The organism is Streptomyces sp. NPDC014995, from assembly GCF_043080745.1.
In the GTDB taxonomy this organism is placed as follows: domain Bacteria; phylum Actinomycetota; class Actinomycetes; order Streptomycetales; family Streptomycetaceae; genus Streptomyces.
Window position 1 is genome coordinate 1 of sequence record NZ_JBIBVX010000011.1, and the last position, 25,995, is coordinate 25,995.

20 protein-coding genes and 1 pseudogene are annotated in these 25,995 nt (G+C 70.0%); 4 read left to right on the forward strand and 17 right to left on the reverse strand.

The genetic code is table 11. The features are described 5' to 3' along the window. Nucleotides 1–265: 265 nt before the first annotated feature. The 4 genes and pseudogenes from ACF1A1_RS22015 to ACF1A1_RS22030 form a co-directional block, all read right to left on the reverse strand. Complete coding sequence (locus ACF1A1_RS22015; protein ID WP_392002027.1) at nucleotides 266–1,951, reverse strand: ribonuclease J; 1,686 nt, start codon at nucleotides 1,949–1,951, stop codon at nucleotides 266–268. Between the two features lie 132 nt (nucleotides 1,952–2,083). Then, nucleotides 2,084–2,983 carry a 4-hydroxy-tetrahydrodipicolinate synthase gene (dapA, locus tag ACF1A1_RS22020; RefSeq protein ID WP_392002028.1) on the reverse strand — a complete coding sequence of 300 codons (900 nt, stop codon included), beginning with the start codon at nucleotides 2,981–2,983 and terminating at the stop codon, nucleotides 2,084–2,086. Nucleotides 2,984–3,176: 193 nt separating this feature from the next. Beyond that, nucleotides 3,177–4,556, reverse strand: coding sequence for an FAD-dependent thymidylate synthase (thyX, locus tag ACF1A1_RS22025; protein ID WP_392002410.1), 1,380 nt, complete (start codon nucleotides 4,554–4,556; stop codon nucleotides 3,177–3,179). After that, a pseudogene (locus ACF1A1_RS22030) lies at nucleotides 4,536–4,826 on the reverse strand (FAD-dependent thymidylate synthase); the annotation flags it as partial. The pseudogene ACF1A1_RS22030 and the gene thyX, both read right to left, overlap by 21 nt. 212 nt (nucleotides 4,827–5,038) lie before the next feature. Here ACF1A1_RS22030 and ACF1A1_RS22035 point away from each other — a divergent pair. Both ACF1A1_RS22035 and ACF1A1_RS22040 read left to right on the forward strand, forming a co-directional pair. Then, complete coding sequence (locus ACF1A1_RS22035) at nucleotides 5,039–5,275, forward strand: hypothetical protein (RefSeq protein WP_392002029.1); 237 nt, start codon at nucleotides 5,039–5,041, stop codon at nucleotides 5,273–5,275. Between the two features lie 91 nt (nucleotides 5,276–5,366). Beyond that, entirely contained in the window at nucleotides 5,367–5,921 is a 555-nt protein-coding gene (locus tag ACF1A1_RS22040) for a hypothetical protein (RefSeq protein WP_392002031.1), read from the forward strand. 62 nt (nucleotides 5,922–5,983) lie between these two features. Here the strand turns inward: ACF1A1_RS22040 and ACF1A1_RS22045 are convergent, their stop codons facing one another. From ACF1A1_RS22045 to rpsO, 5 genes are all read right to left on the reverse strand, one after another. Continuing rightward, entirely contained in the window at nucleotides 5,984–6,442 is a 459-nt protein-coding gene (locus ACF1A1_RS22045) for a hypothetical protein (RefSeq protein WP_392002032.1), read from the reverse strand. An 11-nt stretch (nucleotides 6,443–6,453) separates the two neighbouring features. Then, on the reverse strand, nucleotides 6,454–7,206 hold the full coding sequence (dapB, locus tag ACF1A1_RS22050) for a 4-hydroxy-tetrahydrodipicolinate reductase (protein ID WP_392002033.1): 753 nt from the start codon (nucleotides 7,204–7,206) through the stop codon (nucleotides 6,454–6,456). Between the two features lie 65 nt (nucleotides 7,207–7,271). Next, the gene (locus ACF1A1_RS22055) at nucleotides 7,272–8,651 is read right to left on the reverse strand and encodes a M16 family metallopeptidase (protein WP_392002035.1); all 1,380 of its coding nucleotides are present in this window, start codon (nucleotides 8,649–8,651) and stop codon (nucleotides 7,272–7,274) included. After that, the gene (locus tag ACF1A1_RS22060; RefSeq protein WP_392002037.1) at nucleotides 8,648–10,870 is read right to left on the reverse strand and encodes a polyribonucleotide nucleotidyltransferase; all 2,223 of its coding nucleotides are present in this window, start codon (nucleotides 10,868–10,870) and stop codon (nucleotides 8,648–8,650) included. The genes ACF1A1_RS22055 and ACF1A1_RS22060 overlap by 4 nt, the downstream gene beginning before the upstream one ends. A 313-nt stretch (nucleotides 10,871–11,183) precedes the next feature. Beyond that, nucleotides 11,184–11,471: a 30S ribosomal protein S15 gene (gene rpsO / locus ACF1A1_RS22065; RefSeq protein WP_351323622.1), complete on the reverse strand. Its 288-nt coding sequence runs from the start codon at nucleotides 11,469–11,471 to the stop codon at nucleotides 11,184–11,186. 265 nt (nucleotides 11,472–11,736) lie between these two features. On the opposite strand from rpsO, the gene ACF1A1_RS22070 reads away from it, so the two are divergent. Continuing rightward, nucleotides 11,737–12,033, forward strand: a complete 297-nt coding sequence (locus ACF1A1_RS22070) for a DUF397 domain-containing protein (protein WP_392002038.1) — start codon at nucleotides 11,737–11,739, stop codon at nucleotides 12,031–12,033. A gap of 44 nt (nucleotides 12,034–12,077) precedes the next feature. On the opposite strand, the gene ACF1A1_RS22075 is transcribed toward ACF1A1_RS22070, so the two are convergent. Then, the gene (locus ACF1A1_RS22075) at nucleotides 12,078–13,604 is read right to left on the reverse strand and encodes a PQQ-binding-like beta-propeller repeat protein (RefSeq protein WP_392002039.1); all 1,527 of its coding nucleotides are present in this window, start codon (nucleotides 13,602–13,604) and stop codon (nucleotides 12,078–12,080) included. 34 nt (nucleotides 13,605–13,638) lie between these two features. Continuing rightward, entirely contained in the window at nucleotides 13,639–15,147 is a 1,509-nt protein-coding gene (gene eccD / locus ACF1A1_RS22080; RefSeq protein ID WP_392002041.1) for a type VII secretion integral membrane protein EccD, read from the reverse strand. 316 nt (nucleotides 15,148–15,463) lie between these two features. Between eccD and eccCa the strand changes: the two genes are divergently transcribed. Then, nucleotides 15,464–19,435 (forward strand): type VII secretion protein EccCa, encoded by a 3,972-nt coding sequence (gene eccCa / locus ACF1A1_RS22085; RefSeq protein ID WP_392002042.1) that lies wholly within the window; start codon nucleotides 15,464–15,466, stop codon nucleotides 19,433–19,435. A 403-nt stretch (nucleotides 19,436–19,838) separates the two neighbouring features. On the opposite strand, the gene ACF1A1_RS22090 is transcribed toward eccCa, so the two are convergent. The 6 genes from ACF1A1_RS22090 to mycP form a co-directional block, all read right to left on the reverse strand. Then, nucleotides 19,839–20,141: a WXG100 family type VII secretion target gene (locus tag ACF1A1_RS22090; protein WP_392002044.1), complete on the reverse strand. Its 303-nt coding sequence runs from the start codon at nucleotides 20,139–20,141 to the stop codon at nucleotides 19,839–19,841. Between the two features lie 79 nt (nucleotides 20,142–20,220). After that, a complete protein-coding gene (locus tag ACF1A1_RS22095) occupies nucleotides 20,221–20,559 on the reverse strand; it encodes a WXG100 family type VII secretion target (protein ID WP_392002046.1) in 339 nt (112 codons plus the stop codon). A gap of 93 nt (nucleotides 20,560–20,652) precedes the next feature. Further along, entirely contained in the window at nucleotides 20,653–21,753 is a 1,101-nt protein-coding gene (locus tag ACF1A1_RS22100) for a S8 family serine peptidase (RefSeq protein ID WP_392002047.1), read from the reverse strand. A gap of 202 nt (nucleotides 21,754–21,955) precedes the next feature. Beyond that, entirely contained in the window at nucleotides 21,956–23,713 is a 1,758-nt protein-coding gene (locus ACF1A1_RS22105) for a hypothetical protein (protein WP_392002049.1), read from the reverse strand. Next, entirely contained in the window at nucleotides 23,713–24,147 is a 435-nt protein-coding gene (locus ACF1A1_RS22110) for a hypothetical protein (RefSeq protein WP_392002050.1), read from the reverse strand. The genes ACF1A1_RS22105 and ACF1A1_RS22110 overlap by 1 nt, the downstream gene beginning before the upstream one ends. Before the next feature lie 607 nt (nucleotides 24,148–24,754). Continuing rightward, nucleotides 24,755–25,993, reverse strand: a complete 1,239-nt coding sequence (gene mycP, locus ACF1A1_RS22115; RefSeq protein WP_392002051.1) for a type VII secretion-associated serine protease mycosin — start codon at nucleotides 25,991–25,993, stop codon at nucleotides 24,755–24,757. Between the last annotated feature and the right edge of the window lie 2 nt (nucleotides 25,994–25,995).

Below are 25,995 nucleotides of genomic sequence, written 5' to 3' on the forward strand. Positions count from 1 at the left end.
TTCCGACTCTATCAGATCTTTTCTCGATCCGATTTCCTCGGTGCTTTCCAGGTTCCCGCTTTTGTTTCGCGGTTTCCTTTCCGGCGGTTCCGACTTTATCAGAAGTTCTGAGTCGGTTTTCCCGCCCCTCCGGGACGTTGTCCCCGGTGCGCGAAGCAGCCGGGTTCCCGTTCGGGCGGAGCCGTAAACGTACTGGAGCGGGGCGCCCCGATGCAAATCGAGGCGCCCCGCTCCGAGTTCACGCGTACGAGAGGTCGTTCGCGGGTCAGACCTCCACGACGACCGGGAGGATCATCGGCCTGCGCCGATACGTGTCGGAGACCCACTTGCCCAGCGTGCGGCGGACCAGTTGCTGGAGCTGGTGGGGTTCGACCACGCCGTCCTGGGCCGAGCGCTCGAGGACCTCGGTGATCTTCGGGATGACGTCCGCGAAGGCCGAGTCCTCGATGCCCGAACCGCGGGCCTGGACGTGCGGACCGCCGGTGATCTTGCCGGTGGAGGCGTCCATGACGATGAAGACCGAGATGATGCCCTCGTCGCCCAGGATCTTCCGGTCCTTCAGCGCCGGCTCGCCCACGTCGCCGACCGAGAGGCCGTCGACGTACACGTAACCGGCCTGGACCTTGCCGGAGATCTTGGCCCTGCCCTCGACGAGGTCGACGGCGACGCCGTCCTCGGCGATGACGATGCGGTCGTGCGGGACGCCGGTCATGGCGCCCAGCTCGGCGTTGGCGCGCAGGTGGCGCCATTCCCCGTGGACCGGCATCAGGTTCTTCGGGCGGCAGATGTTGTAGAAGTACAGGAGCTCGCCCGCGGACGCGTGGCCGGAGACGTGCACCTTGGCGTTGCCCTTGTGGACGACGTTCGCTCCCCAGCGAGTGAGGCCGTTGATCACGCGGTAGACCGCGTTCTCGTTGCCGGGGATGAGCGACGACGCCAGGATCACCGTGTCGCCGTCGACGATGCGGATCTGGTGGTCGCGGTTGGCCATCCGGGACAGGGCGGCCATCGGCTCACCCTGGGAGCCCGTGCAGACCAGGACCACCTCGTGGTCGGGAAGGTCGTCGAGGGTTCTGACGTCCACGACCAGGCCCGGCGGAACCTTGAGGTAGCCCAGGTCGCGGGCGATGCCCATGTTGCGGACCATCGAGCGGCCGACGAAGGCGACCCGGCGGCCGTACTCGTGGGCCGCGTCCAGGATCTGCTGGATGCGGTGGACGTGGCTGGCGAAGCTCGCCACGATGATCCGCTTGCGCGCGCTGCCGAAGACCTGGCGCAGCACGTTGGAGATGTCGCGCTCGTGCGGCGTGAAGCCGGGGACCTCGGCGTTCGTGGAGTCGCTGAGAAGGAGGTCGATGCCCTCCTCGCTCAGCCGCGCGAACGCGTGGAGGTCCGTCAGACGGTTGTCCAGCGGAAGCTGGTCCATCTTGAAGTCGCCGGTGTGGACCACCATGCCGGCCGGCGTGCGGATGGCGACCGCCAGGGCGTCCGGGATGGAGTGGTTGACCGCGACGAACTCGCAGTCGAAGGGGCCGATGCGCTCGCGGTGCCCCTCCGCCACCTCCAGGGTGTACGGGCGGATGCGGTGCTCCTGGAGCTTGGCCTCGATGAGGGCGAGGGTCAGCTTGGAGCCGATCAGCGGGATGTCCGGCTTCTCGCGCAGGAGGTAGGGGACGCCGCCGATGTGGTCCTCGTGGCCATGGGTGAGGACGATGCCCTCGATGTCGTCGAGGCGGTTCCGGATGGACGAGAAGTCCGGCAGGATCAGGTCGATTCCGGGCTGCTCCTCCTCGGGGAAGAGCACTCCGCAGTCGACGATCAGCAGGCGGCCGCCGTACTCGAAGACCGTCATGTTGCGGCCGATCTCGCCGAGGCCGCCGAGTGGGGTGACCCGCAGGCCGCCCTTGGGGAGCGGAGGGGGCGGGCCCAGTTCGGGATGCGGATGACTCAAAAGACTCTCCTCAACCACACACGCCACGTACCGGTCGGGCACGTGGCGCGCGTGACGTTCGTGCAGAAGCAGTTGTCCTGATGGAAGGCGCAGGCACCGGTGGCCTGCTGTATTCAGTTGTGAAGTCTGGTGTTACAGCTGTACCCCGCCCGCAGCAAGATCGATCTTGAGCTGCTCGATCTCTTCGCGGGAGCACTCGACCATGGGGGCGCGCAGCGGCCCCGCGGGCAGGCCCTGAAGGGTGAGTGCGGCCTTGGTGGTCATGACGCCCTGGGTGCGGAACATGCCCGTGTAGACCGGGAGCAGCTTCTGGTGGATCTCCGTGGCCTTCTGGACGTCGCCGGCGACGAACGCGTCGACGAGGGCGCGCAGGTCGGGGGTGACGACGTGGCCGACGACGGAGACGAAGCCGACCGCGCCCACGGAGAGCAGCGGCAGGTTCAGCATGTCGTCGCCGGAGTACCAGGCCAGACCCGACTGGGCGATGGCCCAGCTGGCGCGGCCGAGGTCGCCCTTGGCGTCCTTGTTGGCGACGATCCGGGGGTGCTCGGCGAGGCGGACGAGCGTCTCGGTGTTGATCGGGACGCCGCTGCGGCCGGGGATGTCGTAGAGCATGACCGGCAGCTCGGTGGCGTCGGCGACGGCCGTGAAGTGCCGGTAGAGGCCCTCCTGCGGGGGCTTGTTGTAGTACGGGGTGACGACCAGGAGGCCGTGTGCGCCCGTCCTGTGCGCCGCGCGCGCCAGCTCGATGCTGTGGCGGGTGTCATTGGTGCCGACTCCGGCCACGATGTGCGCCCGGTCGCCGACGGCCTCCAGGACGGCTCGTACCAGGTCCGATTTCTCCGCGTCGCTGGTGGTGGGTGACTCGCCGGTGGTGCCGTTGATGATCAGGCCGTCGTTGCCTGCGTCCACCAGGTGGGTGGCGAGCCGCTGTGCGCCGTCGAGGTCGAGTGCGCCGTCCGCCGTGAAGGGCGTGACCATGGCGGTGAGGACCCGCCCGAAGGGGGTCTGCGGAGTGGAGGTCGGAGCCATGGGTAACACGCTACTCGTTGCTCAGGGCGGGGTCTGCCCTCGGGGCGGGCGACAAGTCGTGACAAAGAGGGAACCCGGCACTGCCTGCTCGGGGGTTCAAGCAGTGCCGGGTCCGTTTGATCAGGCTAGATGAACTTCTCTAAATGCCGCAATACGGACACTTCGCCAGGCTGATCCGCACATACGTCTTCCGCTAAGGGGCGACGCGGCCGTTGGCGTTGAAGGCCGCGTGGGTGAGGGGCATGAGCTTGGCCCACTCGGCCTCCATCTTCTCGCCGACCATCTCGATCTCCCGCTGCGGGAAGGACGGGACCTTCGCCAGCTCGTGCTGCGTGCGCAGGCCGAGGAAGTGCATCAGCGAGCGGGCGTTGCAGGTGGCGTACATCGACGAGAACAGGCCGACGGGGAGGACCGCGCGGGCGACCTCGCGGGCGACACCGGCGGCGAGCATCTCCTGATAGCGCTCGTACGCCTGGATGTACGAGTCCTGCATCGAACGCTGCACGATCTCCTGCTGCGCTTCGCTGCCCGGCACGAACTCATACTTGCCCGGACGTCCCTGTTGGACGAGCTTGCGGTCCTCTCCGGGCAGGTAGAAGACGGGCTGGAGCTCACGGTACCGACCGGACTCCTCGTTGTAGGAGTTGTGGACGACGATGTCGTTGGCCAGGAAGTTGTGCCAGGGTCCGTCCACGGTGAGGTCGTACGTCATCTCCTCGCCGTCCGTCTCGATGGACACGACGGGATCGGGAAGGGCCACAGCGATCTCCCCACCGCGACGAGCCAGCTGCTGCTCATCGGCGCTCTTGGCCGCATGGCAGGGCTCGCAGGCAGGCGCGAGGTTTCGCTCGTCGAGGGCGCGGGTGAGATCGTCAGCCACGGGAACGACGTGATCGAGCGCGAGGTCCTCGCGTGCGAAGGACTCGCCGCAGAGGTGGCAGGTGTCGGTCTCCCCGATCAGGCGGTCGCGCTGCATCGAGGTCCAGACCCCGACGCCACGACGGAGGCTGGGAGGGACCAGCCGCTCCGAGGGGCGGGGCGCCGTCCCCGCCGCCATCACCGCGTCCCCGACCGTGAGCTCGCCGGCCTTTCGCCAGCCGTCCGGGGTGAGCACCGCATGGTCGACGGTGCAGCGCAGGACCTTGCCGCCGGCAGTGGTGATCTTGATCAGCCGCTTGACGCCCGACTGGATCACGTCCAGGATCTGGGCGCTCTGCGCCGTCAGCGTTTCCTCGTCGTAGCAGCGGACGTGGTTGCGCCGGACGGATTCCAGCTTGCGCAGACGGGTGGACGGGTGCTGCTCGCGGAACTCCGCGACGGCGGAGTCGGCCGCCTCACGGCTGTCGTAGAGCCCCAGGTAGTGGTCGGTCTCCCCGCGCCGAACCTGCGCCATCCACTTCTGCGCGCGGGCGTGCCAGGTCACACCGCCCGCCGAGTGCGGCAAGCGGTCCTCGACTCCCAGATGCCACAGCTCGTACAGGTCCTCGATCGAGCGGCGCCGCACCTTTCCGGCCTCGCTGACCAGCGTGATCTCCGTGTCACCGGCGACGCACCAGCCCACCCGGTGGCGCATGAACTCCCGGAAGACGAAGATCGGGGCGCTGATGAAGAAGGTCATCGAGTTGTGCTCGAAGGGGCTGCCGTGGCGGTCCCGCATCAGGTAGTTGATCAGGCCCTTCGAGCGCTCCGGGTCCTTGTCCAGCTCGTCCAGGGACTGCTCGCCGACAGTCGACACGCGGGCCGCGAACAAGACGTCCGCGTCGGACGCGGTGTGCTTGACCAACTCGACGGTGACGTCGCTGCGAAAGGTCGGCTTCAGGTCGTCGGCGGGGGTATCGGTCACGGGTGGGAGGGTCCTTCCATCACTGCGCAGGCACTTCTCGGGGCGGCGAACACTCTACGGGCCGCCACTGACATCAGGGCGTTCGGTGCCGGGGCGCGACATCTTCGGTGAAGATCTGTGAATTCGGGGCAAGCGGGCACCTTTCGTGGCACTCGTTCGTCTGTGGTGATGACAGTGATGCTTTCGAGTCCCCGAGAGGAGATGCACCGCCCATGTTCCGTCGGCGTGAACCCGTCCCCTTCGCCTTCCTTGCCGAGGCCGACCGGTTCCGCAGCAATGTCGCTCCCCCACCTCCCGAGCGGTCCACCATCGGACAGATGGCCGGGCGCTGGCTTCTGGGGCTCACCATCGTGGCCGCGCTGGTGGGTTCCCTGGTCATCGGGATGCCCGCGCTCACCCTGGACCACTCGGCGCAGACCCAGCAGTCGCAGGCGTCCCAGGGGCGCTGACTCCATCCGGGCCCCCGAAGGTGGTGGGGGCAGGCACAGGCGGATAACCTCACCGGGCACAGCCCCAGCCTGGATCGAGTGAGGACCAGCCGTGCCCCTGCCCTTCCTGACGGCCGACCGCGCATTCGAGGCAGCGGATGATGTGCCGTTGCCCTTCGACGACCGTGACCGCTGGCGGCGGCCCTACCGTCCCGGGCCGTGGCGGGTCGGCGTGGCCGCGCTGTGCCTGCTGCTCGCCTCGTACGTGCTGTTCGCGGCGGTCGTGATCGCGCTGACCGGCACCGTGTCCGAGGCCGGTGCGATCTTCGGCATCTCGCTGCTGGTGATCGCCTGTGCGCTGCGGCTGCTGCGGATGGGCGTGTGGGTCAGTGCGCGCGGGCTGCGGCACGTGGCGTTCTTCCGCACGCGGACGGTGCCCTGGGAGCGGGTCGTGGCCGTGCGGACCGTGCAGCAGCCGGTGCGCTGGCTCGGTCTGCCGCGGACCGTGCAGGGCCAGGCCCTGACGCTCGTACGGCGGGACCGCGCCGTGGAGGACTCGCTGCCGTTGCTGACCACGCACGGCGCCGACTTCCTCGCCAGGGTCGAGGCGTTCGACCGGGCGGCGGACTCGGTGGAGGCGTGGGCCGAGGAGTACCGGCCGCACTGAGCGCTGAGCACACGCCCGTGGGCCCGGCCGGCGCGTGCCGGCCGGGCCCACGGGCGTGTGCGTCAGTGCGCGGCCTGCTGCCGTGAGGTCCGGTGCAGGGTGATCGCCTGTTGCATCGCCTTGCGGGCGCGCGGGGTGTCCCGGGCGTCGTGGTAGGCGACGGCGAGGCGGAACCAGGTGCGCCAGTCGTCGGGGGCGGCTTCCGTCTCGGCCTTGCGCCGGGCGAAGACCTCGTCGGCCGAGTCGCGGTCGATCCGGCCGCTGGGGGTGCGCTTCAGCTCGTCGACGGGCAGGCCGCCCTCGGCGTCGAGTTCGGCGGCGAGCCGGTTGGCCCGGTGGACGAACTGGGTGTTCTTCCACAGGAACCAGACGCCGATGACCGGCAGGATCAGCACGGCCACGCCGAAGGTGACGGTGAGGACCGTGCCGGACTGGATGAGCATGACGCCGCGGCTGCCGACCAGGACGAAGTAGACGACCAGGACGGCGGCCGTGAGGGCGTAGGACAGCTTCGCGCGCATGGGTGTCGGGCTCAGTTCAGGTCGAGGAAGTGTTCCAGGCCGAAGGTCAGGCCCGGGGTCGTCACCACGCGGCGGGCGCCCAGCAGGATGCCCGGCATGAAGCTGCTGTGGTGCAGGGAGTCGTGCCGGACGGTGAGGGTCTCGCCCTCGCCGCCCAGCAGGACCTCCTGGTGGGCCAGCAGACCGCGCAGGCGCACGGCGTGGACGGGGACTCCGTCGACGTTCGCGCCGCGGGCGCCGTCCAGGGCGGTCACCGTGGCGTCCGGGGCCGGGGCGGAGCCGGCCCGGCGGCGGGCCTCGGCGATGAGCTGGGCGGTGCGCGTGGCGGTGCCGGAGGGGGCGTCCACCTTGTTCGGGTGGTGCAGCTCGACGACCTCGACGGACTCGAAGTAGGGCGCGGCGATCTGCGCGAACTTCATCGTCAGCACGGCCCCGATGGAGAAGTTCGGCGCGATGAGCACGCCCGTCCCCGGGGACTCGGCCAGCCGGTCCTCGAGCCGCGCGAGGCGCTCGTCGGTCCAGCCGGTGGTGCCGACCACGGCGTGGATGCCGTGCCGTACGCAGAAGTCGAGGTTGTCCATGACCGAGGCCGGGGTGGTCAGCTCGACGGCGACCTGGGCGCCGGCCTCCGTCAGCGTCTCCAGCTTGTCGCCCCGGCTCAGGGCGGCCACCAGCTCCATGTCCTCGGCGGCCTCGACCGCCCGTACCGCCTCGGACCCGATGCGGCCCTTGGCACCGAGGACCGCCACGCGCAGCTTGCTCATCTCTTGCTTCCTTACCGGGGTACTTTCCGAAGGGACTCTCGGGGCTTTCCGAGGACGTACGGGTGTCAGGCCACGGCGTCCTGCAGACGGGTCGCCTGCTTGTCCTTGAGCGGGCCGATGACCGACAGCGACGGGCGCTGTCCCAGGATCTCGCGGGCCACCGAGCGGACCTCGTCCGGGGTCACGGCCGCTATCCGGGTCAGCATGTCGTCGACGGACATCTGCTCGCCCCAGCACAGCTCGCTCTTGCCGATCCGGTTCATGAGCGCACCGGTGTCCTCCAGGCCGAGGACGGTGGAGCCCTTGAGCTGGCCGATGGCGCGGCCGATCTCGTCGTCGGACAGGCCGTGCTCGGCGACGTGGTCGAGTTCGTCGCGGCAGATCTTCAGCACGTCGTGCACCTGGCTGGGCCGGCAGCCGGCGTACACGCCGAACAGGCCGCAGTCGGCGAAGCCGGAGGTGTACGAGTAGACGCTGTAGGCCAGGCCGCGCTTCTCCCGGACCTCCTGGAAGAGCCGTGACGACATCCCGCCGCCGAGGGCCGTGTTGAGCACCCCGAGGGCCCAGCGGCGGTCGTCGGTGCGGGCCAGGCCGGGCATGCCGAGGACGACGTGCGCCTGCTCGGTCTTGCGGCCGATCAGGTCGACGCGGCCCGCGGTGCGGATCGTGCGCCGGCCGGCGCGCGGGGCGATGGGCGCGGCGTCGGGGTCGGTGAGGGCGCCGGCCTTCTCGAAGGCGGCGCGGACCTGGCGTACGACCTTGTTGTGGTCGACGTTGCCGGCGGCGGCGACCACGAGGTGGGTGGGGTCGTAGTGCTTCTTGTAGAAGCGGCGGATGCGGTCGGCGGTGAGGGCGTTGACCGTGTCGACCGTGCCGAGGACCGGGCGGCCGAGGGGGTTGTCGCCGAACATCGTCTGCGCGAACAGGTCGTGCACGCAGTCGCCCGGGTCGTCCTCGGTCATCGCGATCTCCTCGAGGATGGCGCCCCGCTCGACGTTGACGTCCTCCTCGAGGATGAGGGAGCCCGTCAGCATGTCGCAGACGACGTCTATCGCCAGCGGCAGGTCGGCGTCGAGCACGCGCGCGTAGTAGCACGTGTACTCCTTCGCCGTGAACGCGTTCATCTCGCCGCCGACCGCGTCGATGGCGGAGGAGATGTCCAGGGCGGACCTGCGGGTGGTGCCCTTGAAGAGCAGGTGCTCCAGGTAGTGGGTGGCGCCGTTCAGAGCCGGGGTCTCGTCGCGGGAGCCGACGTGGGCCCAGATGCCGAAGGTCGCGGAGCGGACCGAGGGCAGGGTCTCGGTGACGATGCGCAGGCCGCCCGGGAGGGTGGTCTTGCGGACCGTGCCGATGCCGTTCTCGCCCTTGATGAGCGTTTGGGTACGGGCGACGGCCCGCGCCTCCGAAGAGGTGCGGGCCGTCGCCTTGGAGCCACGGGACGTCACTGGTCGGCGTCGTCCTTCTTGTCGTCGCCGGCGTCTTCCTCGCCCTCGATCACGGGGATGAGGGAGAGCTTGCCGCGGGAGTCGATCTCGGCGATCTCGACCTGGACCTTCTGGCCCACGCCGAGGACGTCCTCGACGTTCTCCACGCGCTTGCCGCCGGCCAGCTTGCGGATCTGCGAGATGTGCAGCAGACCGTCCTTGCCGGGCAGGAGCGAGACGAACGCGCCGAAGGTCGTGGTCTTGACGACCGTGCCCAGGTAGCGCTCGCCGACCTCGGGCATCGTCGGGTTGGCGATGCCGTTGATCGTGGTGCGGGCCGCCTCGGCGGAGGGGCCGTCGACCGCACCGATGTAGATGGTGCCGTCGTCCTCGATCGTGATGTCGGCGCCGGTGTCCTCCTGGATCTGGTTGATCATCTTGCCCTTCGGGCCGATGACCTCACCGATCTTGTCCACGGGGATCTTGACGGTGATGATCCGCGGGGCGTTCGGAGACATCTCGTCCGGCGTGTCGATCGCTTCCATCATCACGTCGAGGATGTGGAGGCGGGCGTCACGGGCCTGCTTGAGGGCGGCGGCCAGGACGGAGGCGGGAATGCCGTCCAGCTTGGTGTCGAGCTGGAGGGCGGTCACGAACTCCTTGGTGCCGGCGACCTTGAAGTCCATGTCGCCGAAGGCGTCCTCCGCACCGAGGATGTCGGTGAGGGTGACGTAGTGCGTCTCGCCCTCGATCTCCTGGGAGATCAGGCCCATGGCGATGCCGGCGACGGGGGCCTTCAGCGGCACACCGGCGTTCAGCAGCGACATGGTGGAGGCGCAGACCGAGCCCATGGACGTCGAGCCGTTGGAACCGAGGGCCTCGGACACCTGACGGATCGCGTAGGGGAACTCCTCGCGCGTCGGGAGCACCGGCACGAGGGCGCGCTCGGCGAGGGCGCCGTGACCGATCTCGCGGCGCTTCGGGGAGCCGACGCGGCCGGTCTCGCCGGTGGAGTACGGCGGGAAGTTGTAGTTGTGCATGTAGCGCTTGCGGGTCACCGGGGAGAGGGTGTCCAGCTGCTGCTCCATGCGGAGCATGTTGAGGGTGGTGACGCCCAGGATCTGGGTCTCGCCACGCTCGAACAGCGCGGAGCCGTGGACCCGCGGGATGGCCTCGACCTCGGCGGCCAGGGTGCGGATGTCGGTGACACCGCGGCCGTCGATGCGCTTCTTCTCCTTGATGACGCGCTCACGGACCAGGGTCTTGGTCAGCGAGCGGTACGCGGCGGAGATCTCCTTCTCGCGGCCCTCGAACTCCGGCAGGAGCTTCTCGGCGGCGAGGGACTTCACGCGGTCCAGCTCGGTCTCGCGCTCCTGCTTGCCGGCGATGGTGAGCGCCTGGGCGAGCTCGGGCTTGACCGCGGCGGTCAGCGCCTCCAGGACGTCGTCCTGGTAGTCGAGGAAGATCGGGAACTCGGCGGTCGGCTTGGCGGCCTTCGCGGCGAGGTCGGCCTGGGCCTTGCAGAGCACCTTGATGAAGGGCTTCGCGGCGTCCAGACCGGCGGCGACGACCTCCTCGGTCGGCGCCTCGGCACCGTCCTTGACCAGCTGGATCGTCTTCTCGGTGGCCTCGGCCTCGACCATCATGATCGCGACGTCGCCGTCCTCCAGGACGCGGCCCGCGACGACCATGTCGAAGACGGCGTCCTCGAGCTCGGTGTGCGTCGGGAAGGCCACCCACTGGCCGTTGATCAGAGCGACGCGGACGCCGCCGATCGGGCCGGAGAAGGGCAGGCCGGCCAGCTGCGTGGACGCGGACGCGGCGTTGATCGCGACGACGTCGTACAGGTGGTCGGGGTTGAGCGCCATGATCGTGGCGACGACCTGGATCTCGTTGCGCAGGCCCTTCTTGAAGGACGGGCGCAGCGGGCGGTCGATGAGGCGGCAGGTGAGGATCGCGTCCTCGCTCGGCCGGCCCTCACGACGGAAGAAGCTGCCGGGGATCTTGCCGGCGGCGTACATCCGCTCCTCGACGTCCACCGTCAGGGGGAAGAAGTCGAGCTGGTCCTTGGGGTTCTTGGAGGCGGTGGTGGCCGACAGCACCATGGTGTCGTCGTCCAGGTAGGCCACGGCGGAGCCGGCGGCCTGGCGGGCCAGGCGGCCCGTCTCGAAGCGGATGGTGCGGGTGCCGAAGGAGCCGTTGTCGATGACGGCCTCGGCGTAGTGGGTCTCGTTCTCCACTAGCGTTTTCTCCGTTACTTGTCGTCTTTCGTCCCGCGGGCTGCCCGTGTGGCAGGGGGACGGTGGCGGAGAAGCGCTCCGTGCGGTGCGGGCCGGTCTTCGATCGAAGCACCCGGGGCTCACTTCCCCCCGGGGGCCACTACCGAGGACCGGCGGCGGCTAGGTGCGCTTCTCCTCTTCTTGTCGTGCTGTGTCGTCCGTATTGCGTTGTGCTACCACACTACAAAGCGTGAGTGACACTCCGCATGTTTCCGTGCGTACGGCAAAGGGAGCGGCCCCCGATCCTCACGGGAACCGCTCCCTTCACGGCGTCCTACTTGGCGCCCGCCGCACCGCGGCGGATGCCGAGGCGGTCGACCAGCGCACGGAAGCGCTGGATGTCCTTCTTCGCCAGGTACTGCAGCAGCCGGCGGCGCTGACCGACCAGGATGAGCAGGCCACGGCGCGAGTGGTGGTCGTGCTTGTGGGTCTTGAGGTGCTCGGTCAGGTCGGAGATCCGACGGGACAGCAGAGCGACCTGGACCTCGGGGGAGCCGGTGTCACCGTCCTTGGTACCGAACTCGGAGATGATCTGCTTCTTCACTGCGGCGTCGAGAGACACGCGTACTCCTCAGAAATCTGTGGATGGCCACCGAGTGCCCCCGGTCTGCGTCTCGGGGAAGCTTCCGTTACTCGGGAGGCGGGGATCCGCTGGGCGCGGCCTCCAGAGCGGCGCTCCGGGGGTGCGTACACAAACGGCCGTCAGCCAGAGTACCAGCAGGCCGGGGCCGCCTTCGCACCGGTTGCCGAATCGGGCGGGCGGCACGGGCGCTGCCACTAGGGTGAACGGTTGGATCATCCGTGCGTCGGGAAGGGGTCGCCGCGCCATGGCGGAGGAAGCGAACGAGGACGTCAGGGCCCGCAAGGAACGGGAGCGGGACGAGCTGTACGCGCTCGACATCTCCGGGGTCGAGTGGCAGTGCGCGCCCGGTACGGAGCAGCACGAGGAGCGCGTCGAGATCGCCCACCTCCCCGGCGGGGCCGTGGCGATGCGGTCGTCGCTCGACCCGGAGACCGTGCTGCGGTACACGGAGGCGGAGTGGCGGGCCTTCGTGCTGGGCGCCCGGGACGGCGAGTTCGATCTGGAGCCGGCGCCGCACAACGGCGGGCTGGCGGCACCGTAGCCGTCGCGGCGGCCGGCTCGCGTCGGCCGCCGCACACGGTCCGGTCACGGGGTCCGCGCCGCGCCGCCCTCGATACCGAGGACCAGGTACGTCCACGCCTTCCCGGAGGCGGGGCCGTCGGCGTTCCTGACGCCGAAGAAGAGGCGCCCGTCCTGGACGACGACGTCGTTGTGGTCCGTCATGGTGAGCAGCTCGCCCTCGGCCGGCAGCCCGAAGTAGAAGTACGGCGTCTCCTCGCCGGTCTTTGGATCCAGGGCGACCAGCGCGTTGGGCGAGATGTGGTCGTCGGTCAGGCGCAGGGCCAGGAGCCGGCCGCCGCTCATGCGCACCGGGTACAGCAGCGAGCCGGGGCCGGAGTCGAACTTCTTGGTGGTGTTCCCGGTCGCCAGGTCGAAGCCGACGACCCAGTTGGCGTTGGCCTCGTCGCCCGTCTCCTTGCTGCGCAGGAAGACCTGGTCGGCGCCGACGGCGATGGTCGGGCAGTCGTCGACGACGAGGTAGTCGTCGTACGAGCACTCCCCCTCGTAGGTGCCGTTCCGCAGGCGGATCGTGGCTCGGTTCCGGCCCTTGTCGTCGAGGGAGAGCATCTCGGAGATGCCGATCTCGCCGGCCTGGACCGCGAGGACGGCCGGGTCGGCGGACGGGATGCTCAGGTTCCGGATGCCCTTCGCGGCGGAGTAGGTCCACAGCACCTTGCCCGTGGCCGGGTCCACCTCGCGGGCCTTGTAGGCGACGCGTTCCAGTGAGTCGACGGGGAGGCTCTCGTCGTCGTTCCAGCACTCCTGGCGGACGATCAGCGCGCCTCCGCCGGCGGCGCCCATGTCCTGGCAGGCGCCGGTGGACGTGGTACGCCACAGTCGCCTGCCGGTGTCCATGGAGTACGCGTCGGTGCCGCCGCCCCAGGTCACGACGACCGTGCCGTGGGTGAGGGTGACGCTCGGGGTGTCCTGGCTGTCGCCGGTCCCGGGTACGCCCGGGGCGTCGGCGTAGCGGGAGAGGGGGAAGTCGCTCGTCCAGACCCGGCGGCCGTCGTCGAGGTCGAAGAAGGCGACGTGGTCGCAGGGGGCGCCCTCGTCCGTGTTCGCGCGGTAGAGGACGGCGGTGCGGTTCTCGCCGGTCACATGGCGGGTGTAGCCGCAGATCGGGCCGTCGAGGGGGAGCTTCCACTTTTCGTCGCCCGGTGCGGCGTCGGTGCCGATGGTCAGGCCGACGACGGTCTTGTTGACGCCCTTGGCGAGGATCTTGTCCGTGGCCCAGGTGCCCGGCATCTCGTAGTGCTCGCCGGGTCCCATGTCGTCGACGGAGAAGCGGAAGGCCATCCTGCCGACGGTGCCGGCGGGCGGCTCCTCGACCGACTCCCGCACGTCGAGCCGGCCCTGGGCGGCGGTGGCCCCGGGCGCGGGCTCCGAGCCGGAATCACCGCCCCACAGGAGCCGACCGCCGGTGCCGAGTGCCGCGACGAGCACGACCGCCGTCGGCCACAGCAGCATCCTCCGGCGGCGCTTGGTGCGGGCGGCCTCGGCGGACACCGCCGACTGGGTGTAGACGGACGGGGGCGGGCCGAAGCTCACTCGACGTTCCTTTCCTGCCTTTCCCGCACCGCGTTCAACTCGTCATCGCCCGCGCGGCCGCGTACACGTCGAAGACGGCCAGCGCCAGCGGCACCAGGGTCAGCAGCACGAAGCCCTCGGCGATCTCCAGGAAGCGTCCCCAGAACGGCGTGAGGCCGCCCCGCGAGGCGATCAGCCCGATGGCGGTGACGAGCGCGGACGCCGCCGCGATGGCCGCGATGAGCCAGATCGTGCGGATGTCGAGGTCGGTGCGGTCGCCCGTCAGGGCGTCGCGGAAGGCCGAGAGGGGCGGGTTGAGCGCCAGACCCAGTCCGAGCAGCACCAGGGAGGCGAGGCCCGCGGCCAGGACGGGGGCGACCTGGGCGGTGTACCGGAACAGGCCGGCGCGCATCAGCAGGGCGATGCCCACGGCCAGCGCGAGCAGTTGGGCCCACAGGTCGTCGGAGAAGCCGAGGACCGCGCAGGCGCCGACCGCGATCACCGCGCAGCCGCCGACCAGGCCGACGAGGAGTTCGTGGCCGCGGCGGGCCTGAGCCGTGATCCGCTCGACGTCGACCGGCTCCTGCGGGGCCGGATCGGCGCCGTAGGCGCTGCCGCGGGGCGCGGTGTCCGGGGCGTCGAAGCCGATGGGCAGCCGGGCGAAGCGCATGGACAGGCCGGGCAGGAAGGCCAGGGCGCCCACCGCGACGGGGGCGCACAGCGCGGCGGTCTCGGCCGGCGACCAGTGCGCGAGGATCGCCGCGAACACGGCGGCCAGGCCGACGCCGGAGGCGACGACGCAGGCGACGAAGGGCCCGTCGCCGCCGGGCGAGACCAGGGTGAGGAGCACCGCGGCGAGCAGCACCGCCGCGCAGGCCAGGAGGAACTGGAGCTTGCCGATGCCCTGGCCGTCGGCGAGCGGCAGGAGTCCGGAGCCCGCCACTCCCACGTTGGGCAGCGCGCCGAGCCCCAGGGCGATGGCCGAGGGCCGGTCGTCGTAGACGCGGGCGCGAACGCAGGCGAGGGCGACCAGGAGGACGCCGGTGACCGCGGCGAGGATGCCGGGCAGTGAGTGCATGTCGTGGCGCGGGTCGCCCATCCAGGCGACGAAGGCGAGCAGGGCCGGCAGGACGCCTCCACCGACGAGGCCCGCGGCACGGGTCAGGTCGCCGCTCCACAGGGTGTGCTCGCGCGTCACGGCCGAGGCGACCGCCTCGGAGACGTCGTCGTAGACGGCCGGGGGCAGCGACTCGGAGAACGGGCGCAGCGTGAGGAGTTCGCCGTCGAGGATGTGCTGGGCGGCGAACGAGCGCGAGCCGTCGAGGACCCTGCCGTCCCGGCGCACCAGGTGGTAGCCGACCGGGGCGCCCTCGGCGGGGCTCTGCCGGGAGAGCCTGAGGATCTCCGGATAGATGTCGACGACGGGGACGTCGTCGGGCAGGGCCACGTCGATCCTGCTGTCGGGCGCGACGATCGTGACCCGGCAGAAGCCGAGGCCCGTCCCGGAGGCGGCTCCCGTTCCGTGCCCTCCTCCGGTGGCTGCCGCGGAGGCCGTGATGCTCACCTGCTGCTCCCCCTCAGTGATGGTTCCGCGTCGGCGGTGTGAAAGTCCTGCGCCGGTTCGCGCCCGGTCGGACCCGTGGGCCCGGTCGGACGGCGAAACGGACGCCGCTGGGCGGCCGTGGAGCGCCGAACCGTTCCGAATCTCACGGAATGTCCCGGCCTCCTGGGCCCAAGTCGCATGTGCTCACGCGAACATCCGGCACCCTACCGCCCCCTCGCCGCACGAGAAGTCAGTAGGATCACGCGGCGGCCTGCGTCCGCCTGACACGGGGTGGCGGACGGTACTTACCCGGGGCCGCTAAGGGAATTGGTGAGCAGTGAGCCACATCGTCGTGAAACGGCCGCCTCGGTCGTTGCCGTCCGAAGTGCCCACCGGCGAGATCGCCGTACAGCCTCCCCCCGAGCTACCGCGGGGGCATCAGGACAGCGTGCTGATGCAACTCCTGCCGACCCTCGGCATGGGTGGCTCGGTGGTCTTCTTCTTCACGAGCGGGCAGCCGTTCATGAGGATCATGGGCATGGTGATGATCGCCTCGACGGTGGCCATGTCCATCGCGATGGTGGTCCGCTTCCGCCGCGGCTCCCAGGGGCAGTTGGCGGACCTGCGCCGTGACTACCTCGGCTACCTCGCGCACACCCGGAGCGCCACGCTGGAGACGGCGAAGGCGCAGCGGGACGCGCAGTACTACCTCCACCCCTCCCCCGAGCAGCTGTGGGCGCTGGTCGCCGAGGGCAGCCGGGTGTGGGAACGGCGGCCGGGCGACGAGGACTTCGCCCAGGTCCGCATCGGCCTGGGCGCCCAGGCGCTCGCCACCCCGCTGATCGCGCCCGAGACCGGCCCCGTCCAGCAGCTGGAGCCGCTGACGGCGGGTGCCCTGCAGCGCTTCCTCGCCGTCCACAGCACCCTGGACGACCTGCCCATGGCCGTCTCGCTGCGGGCCTTCTACCACGTGACGATCAGCGGCGAGCCGCAGTCGGTACGGTCCTCGGCCCGGGCCCTGGCCGGTTCGCTGGCCGCGCTGCACTCGCCCGAGGACCTGGTACTCGTCGTCGCGGCGGGCCGGGACGAGCTGGCGCACTGGGAGTGGGCCAAGTGGCTGCCGCACGTGCAGGCGCCGGACGCCGTGGACGGCGCGGGCAGCCGCCGGCTGATCGGCGGTGACGCGCGCGAGCTGGAGAACCTGCTCACGTCGCGGCTCACCGGCCGTCCCCGGTTCCACCCCAACGCCGCACCGCTGCCGGACGAGCCGCACATCGTCGTCCTCCTCGACGGCCTCTCGCTCTCCCCGGACTCGCTCCTGGCCAACCCCGAGGGTCTCCAGGGCGTGACGGTCCTCGAGGTCGTCCCCGGCGAGCTGACCAGGGCCGGCGGCGAGCTCAACATCGTCGTACAGCCCGGCGTGCTGCACCTGGAGTCGGGGCACGGCGTGGTCTACGAGGGGACGCCCGACGTCCTCTCGTACGAGTCCGCGGAGGTGCTCGCGCGGCAACTGGCGCCGCTGCGGATGGCGTCCGGCGGGGACGACGACGAACCGCTGCTGGCCAACCTGGAGTTCACCGACCTGCTGAACCTCGGTGACGCGGCGTCCGTCGACCCCCGGCGCACCTGGCGGCCGCGATCGCTGGCCGAGCGGCTGCGCGTGCCGATCGGTGTCGGCGAGGACGGCCGCCCCGTCATGCTCGACCTCAAGGAGGCGGCGCAGGAGGGCATGGGCCCGCACGGCCTGTGCGTGGGCGCGACCGGCTCCGGCAAGTCCGAGCTGCTGCGCACCCTGGTGCTGGGCCTGGCGGTCACCCACTCCTCGGAGACCCTGAACTTCGTCCTCGCCGACTTCAAGGGCGGCGCGACCTTCGCCGGCATGGCGCAGATGCCGCACGTCGCGGCCGTGATCACCAACCTGGCGGACGACCTGACCCTGGTCGACCGCATGGGCGACTCCATCCGCGGTGAGCTCAACCGCCGTCAGGAGATGCTGCGCGACGCGGGCAACTACGCCAACATCCACGACTACGAGAAGGCGCGGGCGGCGGGCGCGCCCCTGCAGCCCATCCCCTCGCTGGTCCTGGTGATCGACGAGTTCAGCGAACTGCTGACGGCGAAGCCGGACTTCATCGAGATGTTCGTGCAGATCGGCCGTATCGGCCGCTCGCTCGGCGTGCACCTGCTGCTGGCCTCGCAGCGCCTGGAGGAGGGCCGGCTGCGCGGTCTGGAGACGTACCTGTCGTACCGCATCGGTCTGCGTACGTTCTCGGCGGCGGAGTCGCGCGCCGCGCTGGGCGTGCCGGACGCCTACGAGCTGCCGAACGTGCCGGGTTCCGGCTTCCTGAAGTTCGGCACGGACGAGATGGTGCGGTTCAAGGCGGCGTACGTCTCCGGCGTCTACCGTTCGGGCACGCAGCGGGCGGCGCTGGGCGACGGTCCGCTGCCGGTGGACCGGCGGCCGGTGCTGTTCACGGCGGCCGAGGTGCCGGTGCGGTACGTGCAGGTGCCCCAGCAGCGCGCCTCCGGGGACGAGCCGGAGGTCGACGAGGCCCTCGCGGACACGGTCCTCGACGTGATCGTGCGCCGGCTGGAGGCGCAGGGCCCGTCGGCGCACCAGGTGTGGCTGCCGCCGCTGGACAGCCCGCCGTCGCTCGACGCGCTCCTGCCGGGGCTCGCCGCGGTGCAGGGCCGTGGCCTCACGCAGCCGGGCTACGAGGGCGCGGGCCGTCTGGTCGTGCCGGTCGGACTGGTGGACAAGCCGTACGAGCAGCGCCGTGACCCCCTCTGGGTGGACTTCTCCGGCGCGGCCGGCCACATGCAGATCCTCGGCGGCCCGCAGTCCGGCAAGTCGACGCTGCTGCGCACGCTGATCAGCTCCTTCGCCCTGACCCATACGCCGCACGAGGTCCAGTTCTACGGCCTCGACTTCGGCGGTGGCGGCATGTCGGCGGTGGCCGGTCTGCCGCACGTGGGCGGGGTGGCCTCGCGCCTGGACCCGGAGCGGGTGCGGCGCACGGTGGCCGAGGTGTACGGCGTGATGACCCGCCGCGAGGAGTACTTCCGCTCGGCGGGCATCCCGTCGATCGCCGACTTCCGGGCCCGCCGGGCCAGGGGTGAGATCTCGGTGACGGACCAGCCCTGGGGCGACGTCTTCCTGGTCATCGACGGCTGGGGCAACTTCCGTACGGACTACGAGATGCTGGACCCGGTGATCCACGAGATCGCGGCGCGCGGTCTCGGCTACGGCATCCACCTGGTCCTGACGGCCTCCCGCTCGATGGAGGTCAGGGCCGCCCTCAAGGACCACCTGATGAACCGCCTGGAGCTGCGGCTCGGCGACACGATGGACTCCGAGATCGACCGCAAGGTCGCCGCGAACATCCCGGCGGGTGTGCCGGGCCGCGGCGTGTCGCCGCAGAAGCTGCACTTCATGGGGGCGGTGCCGCGGATCGACGGCCTCGCCTCGGACACGGACCTCTCCGACGCCACCCAGGCGCTCGCCGCGGAGGTCTCCCGGCACTGGCAGGCCCCGCCGGCTCCCGAAGTACGGCTGCTGCCACGGGAGTTCCCGGCCACGGATCTGCCGGCGGGCGACCGCTTCCCGCGCCGGGGCGTCGCCTTCGCCCTGGACGAGAACAACCTCGAGCCGGTCTTCGTCGACTTCGAGCAGGACCCGTTCTTCCTCGTCTTCGGCGAGAGCGAGTCGGGCAAGTCGAACCTGCTGCGCCTGCTGATCAAGCAGCTGGCGGAGCGCTACTCCGGCGACGAGTGCAAGCTGTTCGTGGTGGACAACCGGCGCTCCCTGCTGGGCGTCACCCCGCCCTCCCACCTGGCCGAGTACATCCCCATGTCCAACGCCATGGACCACCACATGTCCGCCCTCGCCAACCTGATGCAGCGCCGCACGCCCACCGCGGAGGTGACGGCACAGCAGCTGCGGGACCGCAGCTGGTGGCAGGGGCCGACGGTGTTCGTCGTCATCGACGACTACGACCTCGTGTCGACGTCCAGCGGCAACCCGCTGTCCGGACTCACGGAAATGCTCCCCTTCGCCCGGGACGTGGGCGTCCGCTTCATCATCGCGCGGTCCACGGCCGGCGCGGGGCGGGCCTCCTACGAGGCGTTCATGCAGCGCATCAAGGAGCTCGGCGCACAGGGCGTGGTGCTGGCCGGCGACCCCGGGGAGGGCGACCTCCTCGGCGGGGTCCGGCCCCGGCCGATGCCCGCGGGGCGAGGGGTCTTCGTTTCGCGACGGCGGGGGAAGCCGTTGGTGCAGGTGGGGTTGGTCGAGGACGAGTTGTCCTGAGGTGGCGCCCCGACGGTCGGCGGTCTGGGCCGGGGCGCCTGAGAGGGCGTCCCGGCGGCTTGCTCCGGGTCTGCCGATGCGGCGTCCCGGCGGCGTGTCCCGGGGCTCCTGAGAAGGCGTTCCGGCGACTTGCTCCGGGACTGCCCATGCGCTGCCCCGACAGCTTGTCCCGGGGCACCTGAGACGGCGTCCCGGCGGCTTGCCGCCGGGAGTGGATCGGCGGGCCCGGATGCGTTTTCCGGGCCCGCCGTGGCGTCCGTTGCGGGACCGGCGACTCGTCGCGACCGGAGGCGTGCCGGACGACCGAGGGGATACCAGGGCAGGGCCTTGCCCCAACCACCGGTACGACAAAGGGTGGGCACCTCCCGTGCGTGCCCACCCTGTCGAGCTGTGCCGCTTCGCGTCACATGAAGTAGCTGGCGCCCTTCAGGTCGCCGCCGCGGTAGTCACCGCCGGCGGTGCTGACCTTCTGCGAGATCTGGACCAGCGCCGCGTGGATGCCCCGGGCGTGCCGGTCCCACTCCCCGGACTTCTTCTGGAACGCCTCGTACGCTTCGCCGCCCCAGCCCGAGGAGACCTTGAGCACGGCCGCCTTCAGGGCCTCCAGGTCCTCCTCGAGCTTCTTGGCCTGGTCGCCGAGCTCGGTGGCGAGCGCGTCCATGGTGCCGTACGTGACGGCAAGCTCCTCGTAGTGGACTCCGGACATGTTTCCCTCGTTTCCTTGAAGATTTCAGCCGGACCGCACAGTCCGGACAACGGTGTGACTCAGAGCCACCAAGGGCTCGTCAGTAGCTGTTGAGCGCCGAGGTCTTTCCGCCGAGGTCCTCTACCGAGATCTGCTTGAGGTCGGCCTCGATCTGGTCTTCGAGGTTGCGCTTGTCGGTCGCGGTCATGTTGATGCCCTCGAGGAAGTCGTCGAGCATCTTGCCGATCGCGACCATGTGGCCGTTGATCTCCGTCTGCTTCGTGTTGAACGCGTTGGCGCCCTGACCCGTCCAGGCCTTCTCGATCATGTCGATCGTGCCCTGGAGCTTCGCCAGCGAAGCACGGATGTTGTCGTAGCGGTCGATGACCTCTGTCTGGAGCTGCTTTACGTCGCTGTCATTGAGCTTGCGGTCGACCATTTGGGCACTCCCTTTCGTGAGAGCTGTGGTTCGTTTCTGCACGCGTCACCGCGTCAGAACGGTGGTGTGTCACCAGTCGTCGGGGGCGGGTCGTCACGCGCCTCGCCGTGAACGGATCACCGCGAACGCGCCGCCCCCGATGACCAGCACGCCTGCCGCGGCTCCGAGCGCCACCCACATCGTGGTGTTGTCGGAGGAGTCGGAACTCGATCCTGCCGCCGAAGTCCCGCCGTCTGAAGTCGTTTTCGAGGGCTGTGACGAGGTTGATGCGGAAGCGGAGGGCGTGTTGCCGTCGGCGTCCGTGACGCCCGTGGCGTTCTCCTTGGCGAGCGGGTCGGTGCCGGCCGAGCCCGGGTTGAAGTTCGCGTTCTCCAGCACCTTGCGGGGGCGGATCAGCCCGTAGCCGAGGTACGTGCTCGGGTCGTCCTTCGCCCAGTCGCGTCCGGCGGTGTCGATCAGGCTGGCGAGGACCTGGTTGGCCGTCCAGTCGGGGTGGGCGGACCAGATGAGGGCGGCGGAGGCGGAGGCTATGGCGGTGGCTTGGCTGGTGCCCTCGCCGGTGCAGTAGGAGCGGAAGGTGTTGTCGCACCAGGTGGGGACGTTGAGGCCGGGGGAGGCGAAGTCGACGTAGTTGCCGTGCTCTGAGAATTTGCCGACCTTGCCGGACTCGTCTGATGCCGCAACGCCGACTACGTAGGGGTAGGCCGCCGGGTATCCGATGAAGTTCTTCTCTTCGGCGTCATTGCCCGTGCTGGCAAACATCAACTTGCCCTTGGAATGAGCGTACTTGACGGCCGATCTCATATCGGCGTAGTCGATGCTGCCACCGAAGGACATGCTAATGATCTTGGCGTCGCTGTCAGCGATTGCCCTGATTACTGCCGACGCCGCAGGAGCCTTCTTTACTTCACTCTCGCTCTCCAGACCTTTGAGTGCAATCCGGTAAGGGACGATCTTCGCGCCAGGAGCAAGCCCCTTCACGCCTCCACCGGCCCCAGTGCCAGCGATGAGTTCAGCCATGCTGGTTCCGTGGCCCTCCCAGTCTTCGGTCGCCTTGTAGCCGACAGAATCGGGGACCTCGTCAGCGAGCACCTGGCCCTTCAGAGAAGGAGTGTTGGGGTTGACGCCCGTATCGACAACGGCCACCTTGACGCCCTTGCCGGTGCTCACCTTCCACATCTCGTCGGCCTTCATCGCCGACAGGTACCACTGCTGGGACTGGACGTCTGCGGCTGTCGCGCTCGGAGCCAGGCCTGCCGACAGGACGGCCAAGGCGCCGAGCGCTGAACAGACGGCGGAAACCCGTCTCCCGTTTCGTCCCGCGAAAGGCGCGCTCCACCCGCCGCGTCGGCTGATCCCTGACACCATGCCTCTGTCTGTCCTCGCTCTTGTCCGGTCAGTCGGTCGCCGACGCCCCGTCGCGCCGCTCATCGCGGCGCGGACGCGTCTCGCCGGAACTCTGGTTGCCCGCAGGGCCACGCGTCACGCCGGTGCCGCCGGGCGTGCGTCCACCGTTCGAGGCCCCGGGAGTCCGTCCCTTCGGCGTTCCGACCACGCCGTCAGAACCGCCGACGGGCCGGCGAACCGTCTGCCCCGTGCCCGTCGTCGGAGCGGGCGCCCCGATCACCCCACGCTGGCCGGGCCTCTCGCCGGTGGAACGCGAGGTGGGTGCGCCCTGAGCGCCGATGACCGTGCCGCGTGGCACCCTGGCGCCGTTGGCACCAGGGGCGGCCCCTGTGACGGGCTTCCCGCCGACAACGCCATCGGCGGTGCGCCCAGTGCCTGCGCGCACAGGGTTCGCGGCGCCCATGCCGTTGACAGGACCGCGTGGGGCGGCACCGCCCGCCTGGCTGGCCGCCGGTCCCGTAGCCCTCGGCATCCCGCCGACCACTCCTCGCCCCATGGGGCCGGCCGCTCGACTGCCCGCCTGCCCGCCTGCGGTGGCACGTCCCATCGGCCCCATGGGGCCGGCCGCACGGCCGCCCGCCTGCCCGGCTGCGGTAGCCCGTCCCATGGGCCCCATGGGGTTGGTACCCGTACGCCCTGCCTGGGCGGCGCCCGGCATGCCGACGGCCCGCCCCTGTGCCGAGGTGGGTGCCTTGGCTGCGGGCACGCCGCCGAACCCGGAGGTGCGTCCGGCCTGACCTCGCAGGGCAGGGGGTACCGCAACGGGGGCCATGGGAGCCGGAGTCACTGGGTTCACGTTAGGGGCCGTCGTCGACGGCGGCGTGCCGGTCGTCGGCTTCATGGTCTCCTGCGGCGGCAGCGTACCGACGCTGTCGATCTGTGTACCGATGCTTCGTTCCGGGGAACTGACAGACTGGTCGACGCTTTTGCGGGATGACGACAAGTCCTCCGCACGCGATCGCTCCACTCCGGAGTCCACAGAGTGCTGGCGCGGGGTACCCGAATCGCTTATGGATTGAAGGGTTCCTTGGCGCGCGTGGCCCTCATCCGGACTCCAGCCCACCGGCGGCGCCGGCTCCGGCACCCCCACATCCGGCATCTTCGGAAACACCGGCTCCTCAGCCGTCTGCATCATCCCGCCCGACACCGTGTAGAACGACGCCAGGCGGTACATCTGGTTGATGGCTTCCTGCCGGTGGCTCTCCGCCTTCACGGCCGCCGTGTACTCGTCGTTGCTGTCGACCCGCTTCGCCTCGGGGATGTCGTCGACCGTCTTGGGGTCGGTGCGGGAGTCGCGGGGCGGCATGGACTTGCGTACGGAGGCGAGTCCGGAGCTCGCCGCCAGTACCTGGGTGCCCACCACGTCGGCGTAGTTGGCCAGCGCGTTGGCGGTGCTGACCAAGTCGGTGCCCCAGGTGAAGAACGCGGAGTGGGCCTCACCCTCCCAGTCAACGTCGCCCAGGTTGACGCTGAGTTCCTCGGCGGCCTTGGTGATGGCGTCCCGGGCGGCGACGAGCGCCGTGCCCGCGGTCTCCACGAGCTCCGGATTCGCGGACTCGACGATGTCGATCATCTCGTTGAGGTCGTAGCCCTCGAAGCTGGTCTTGCCGAAGTGAAAGCCCCTGTTCGGTCCCCAGGGGTTGATCACCTTGGTCATATCCATGACGGCGTCGAGGGTGCCGTTCTGCTGGGCGGCTTCCTGACGTTCCGCCTTGTACGGATCCGGCTGCTTCTTGTCGCCGCTCATCAGTACCCCGCGTCGGTGTGGTCGGCCTTGTTGTCGCGCTTGAGCTGCTCGTTCAGCAGCTCCTCCCGTGTCTGGTTGACCTCGGTACGGATCTCGTGGAACCGGTAACGGAGGTCCTCTTCAAGGTTGTCGAAGGTGACGTCCACCCCGTGGACGGCGATCTGCATCGCCTCCAGCTGGAGACCGAGCGACTTCGAGAGCGCCGTGATGCGCTCGTGGACGCGCTCGTACTCCAGGTGGAGCGCCTTCGCTTCCGGGAAGTTCCCCATGCCGAACGCGGTCGGTGACAGGCTGTGAGTCGCGACCTTGGACGAGCCACCCGCCGAGTCCTCGAAGGCCTTGAGCAGGTCGTCCACACGCTTCTTGAACGTCGAAAGCGCCATCAGACCACGCCGTACGTCGGCGGCACCACCGCCCATGTCTGCAGGAAGCACGAAGCTTTCCCCTCCCCGTTGTCCGTTGCCGTCCTGAGCAGCCCACGCCCCTCAAGTGTTCATGACCGCAACACGACCACTGTAATGACTTCTACTGACAGTCCCAACTGCCATATGCAACAGCCCTGCTACTGCCGATCGAAGCTTCACTGATTCTCCACGACAGGCAATCGACCCCACGTGGTGCCCTGCTCCTCCAGCCACCGCCGGGCCCCGGCCTCCCTCGCGTACTCGCGCACGGGAGGGTCGCTCAGTGCGGCGTTGACGTCGACCGGCATCAGGCACCTCCCGCTGGTGATGCCCGCGTCAGTCGTCGCCAACCTGGATCAGCACGACGGAGCCCGTCGAGGTCGTTCTCGGACAAGCCGTCGTGGCTCGTACCGCCTTCTCCGGCGGCTTCGTCGCTTCGCGGATGCGTACGGCGTGGCGTCCCCGGGGGCCACCCCGTGGAAGTCGCGGTACGCGGAGGCCACCGGGTCTCGTCGGCCCGCCTCGATGCTGTCGTCGATCGCGCCATGTGCCGGAGCGCTTGTCCAGGTGGTCCCGCATGTCGTCGACGTGCGAGTTCGGTCCTCATCGCGGTTCCCAGTGAGGTGGCCGCCGTCCTCTACTCCACCCCCGCGACCCGCCGCGCCCGCCTCCGCGCGTCCCGGATCGCGACCGCCGTGCCGCCGAGGCCCGCGACGAGGACCGCCGCGGCCACGGCCACGTACGTGGCGAGGCGGGCGTTGCGTTCGTCGGGGGTCTCGCCGACCTGGAACTTCGCGGCCGTCGGGGGCTGGGCCCGGGAGAGGCCCTCCTGGGGGTCGGGGGACTCGATGGGGTGGTCGTCCTCGGTGAGGGCGCGCACGGGGTCGATCACGCCCCAGCCGACCAGGGGGTCCTGGCCGGCGATGGTGCGCTCCGCGGTCTGTTCGATCTGGGCGACGACCTCGCGGGCGGTCCAGTCCGGGTGCTTGGCCTTGATCAGCGCCGCGACGCCCGCGACGTAGGGCGCCGAGAAGCTCGTACCGTTGTCGGAGCAGTGGCCGCCCTGGGGGACCGTGGAGATCATGTCGACGCCGGGGGCCGCCACGTCGACGAAGTCGCCGGACTGGGAGAAGGAGGCGCGTTCGTTGTTGCGGTCGGAGGCGGCGACCGCGAGGACGCCGTCGTAGGACGCGGGGTACGTCTTCTTGACGTTGCCGTAGAGGCCGTCGTTGCCCGCCGAGGCCACGACGACGATCTTCTGGGCCAGGGCCTCGTCGATCGCCCGTTCCAGGTCGGAGGACGGCTTCATGGCGTTCGACGTGTCCTGGGAGATGTTGATGACGTGGGCCTTCGCCTGGATGGCGTAGCGGATCGCCGTGGCCAGGGTCTCCGTGGTGCCGTGGCCCTCCGCGTCGTTCTGCTGGATCGGGATGATCGTCGCCTCGGGGGCCAGGCCCACGAAACCGGTCCCCGCGACGGGGCGGGCCGCGATGATGCCGGCGACCTTGGTTCCGTGGCCGACGGTGTCCGTCGTGCCGTTCTCCTTGCCCCGCTCGATCGGGTCGCCGTTGTCGTCCTTGAGGTTCTTCGGCAGGAGATTGCGGCCGCTCTTCGCGTCGACCGCGTCGGTGAGCTGCGGGTTCTTCACGTCCACGCCCGTGTCGATGACCGCCACGCGCACCCCCTTGCCCTTGGACTGGCTCCACAGCTCCTCGAGGAGGACGCGCTGCAGGGACCAGGGGCGGCCCGGGTACAGGCCGTTGGGGAACTGGCACTGGTCCGAGTAGGGCAACGGGTCCGCGGCGGCCGCGGGGGGTGCGACGACCGTGGCCGTCGTCAGCAGGGTGGCGGCCGCCACCAGCGTCGTACGAAGCACTG

Coding starts and splice junctions, on each gene's coding strand:
- ACF1A1_RS22070 (WP_392002038.1), top strand. CDS start 11,737: ATGGCGGAGGAAGCGAACGAGGACGTCAGGGCCCGCAAGGAACGGGAG.
- ACF1A1_RS22105 (WP_392002049.1), bottom strand. CDS start 23,713: ATGAGCGGCGACAAGAAGCAGCCGGATCCGTACAAGGCGGAACGTCAG.
- dapB (WP_392002033.1), bottom strand. CDS start 7,206: ATGAGCAAGCTGCGCGTGGCGGTCCTCGGTGCCAAGGGCCGCATCGGG.
- ACF1A1_RS22035 (WP_392002029.1), top strand. CDS start 5,039: ATGTTCCGTCGGCGTGAACCCGTCCCCTTCGCCTTCCTTGCCGAGGCC.
- ACF1A1_RS22045 (WP_392002032.1), bottom strand. CDS start 6,442: ATGCGCGCGAAGCTGTCCTACGCCCTCACGGCCGCCGTCCTGGTCGTC.
- ACF1A1_RS22100 (WP_392002047.1), bottom strand. CDS start 21,753: ATGAAGGCCGACGAGATGTGGAAGGTGAGCACCGGCAAGGGCGTCAAG.
- thyX (WP_392002410.1), bottom strand. CDS start 4,556: ATGCGCCACCGGGTGGGCTGGTGCGTCGCCGGTGACACGGAGATCACG.
- dapA (WP_392002028.1), bottom strand. CDS start 2,983: ATGGCTCCGACCTCCACTCCGCAGACCCCCTTCGGGCGGGTCCTCACC.
- ACF1A1_RS22090 (WP_392002044.1), bottom strand. CDS start 20,141: ATGTCCGGAGTCCACTACGAGGAGCTTGCCGTCACGTACGGCACCATG.
- ACF1A1_RS22095 (WP_392002046.1), bottom strand. CDS start 20,559: ATGGTCGACCGCAAGCTCAATGACAGCGACGTAAAGCAGCTCCAGACA.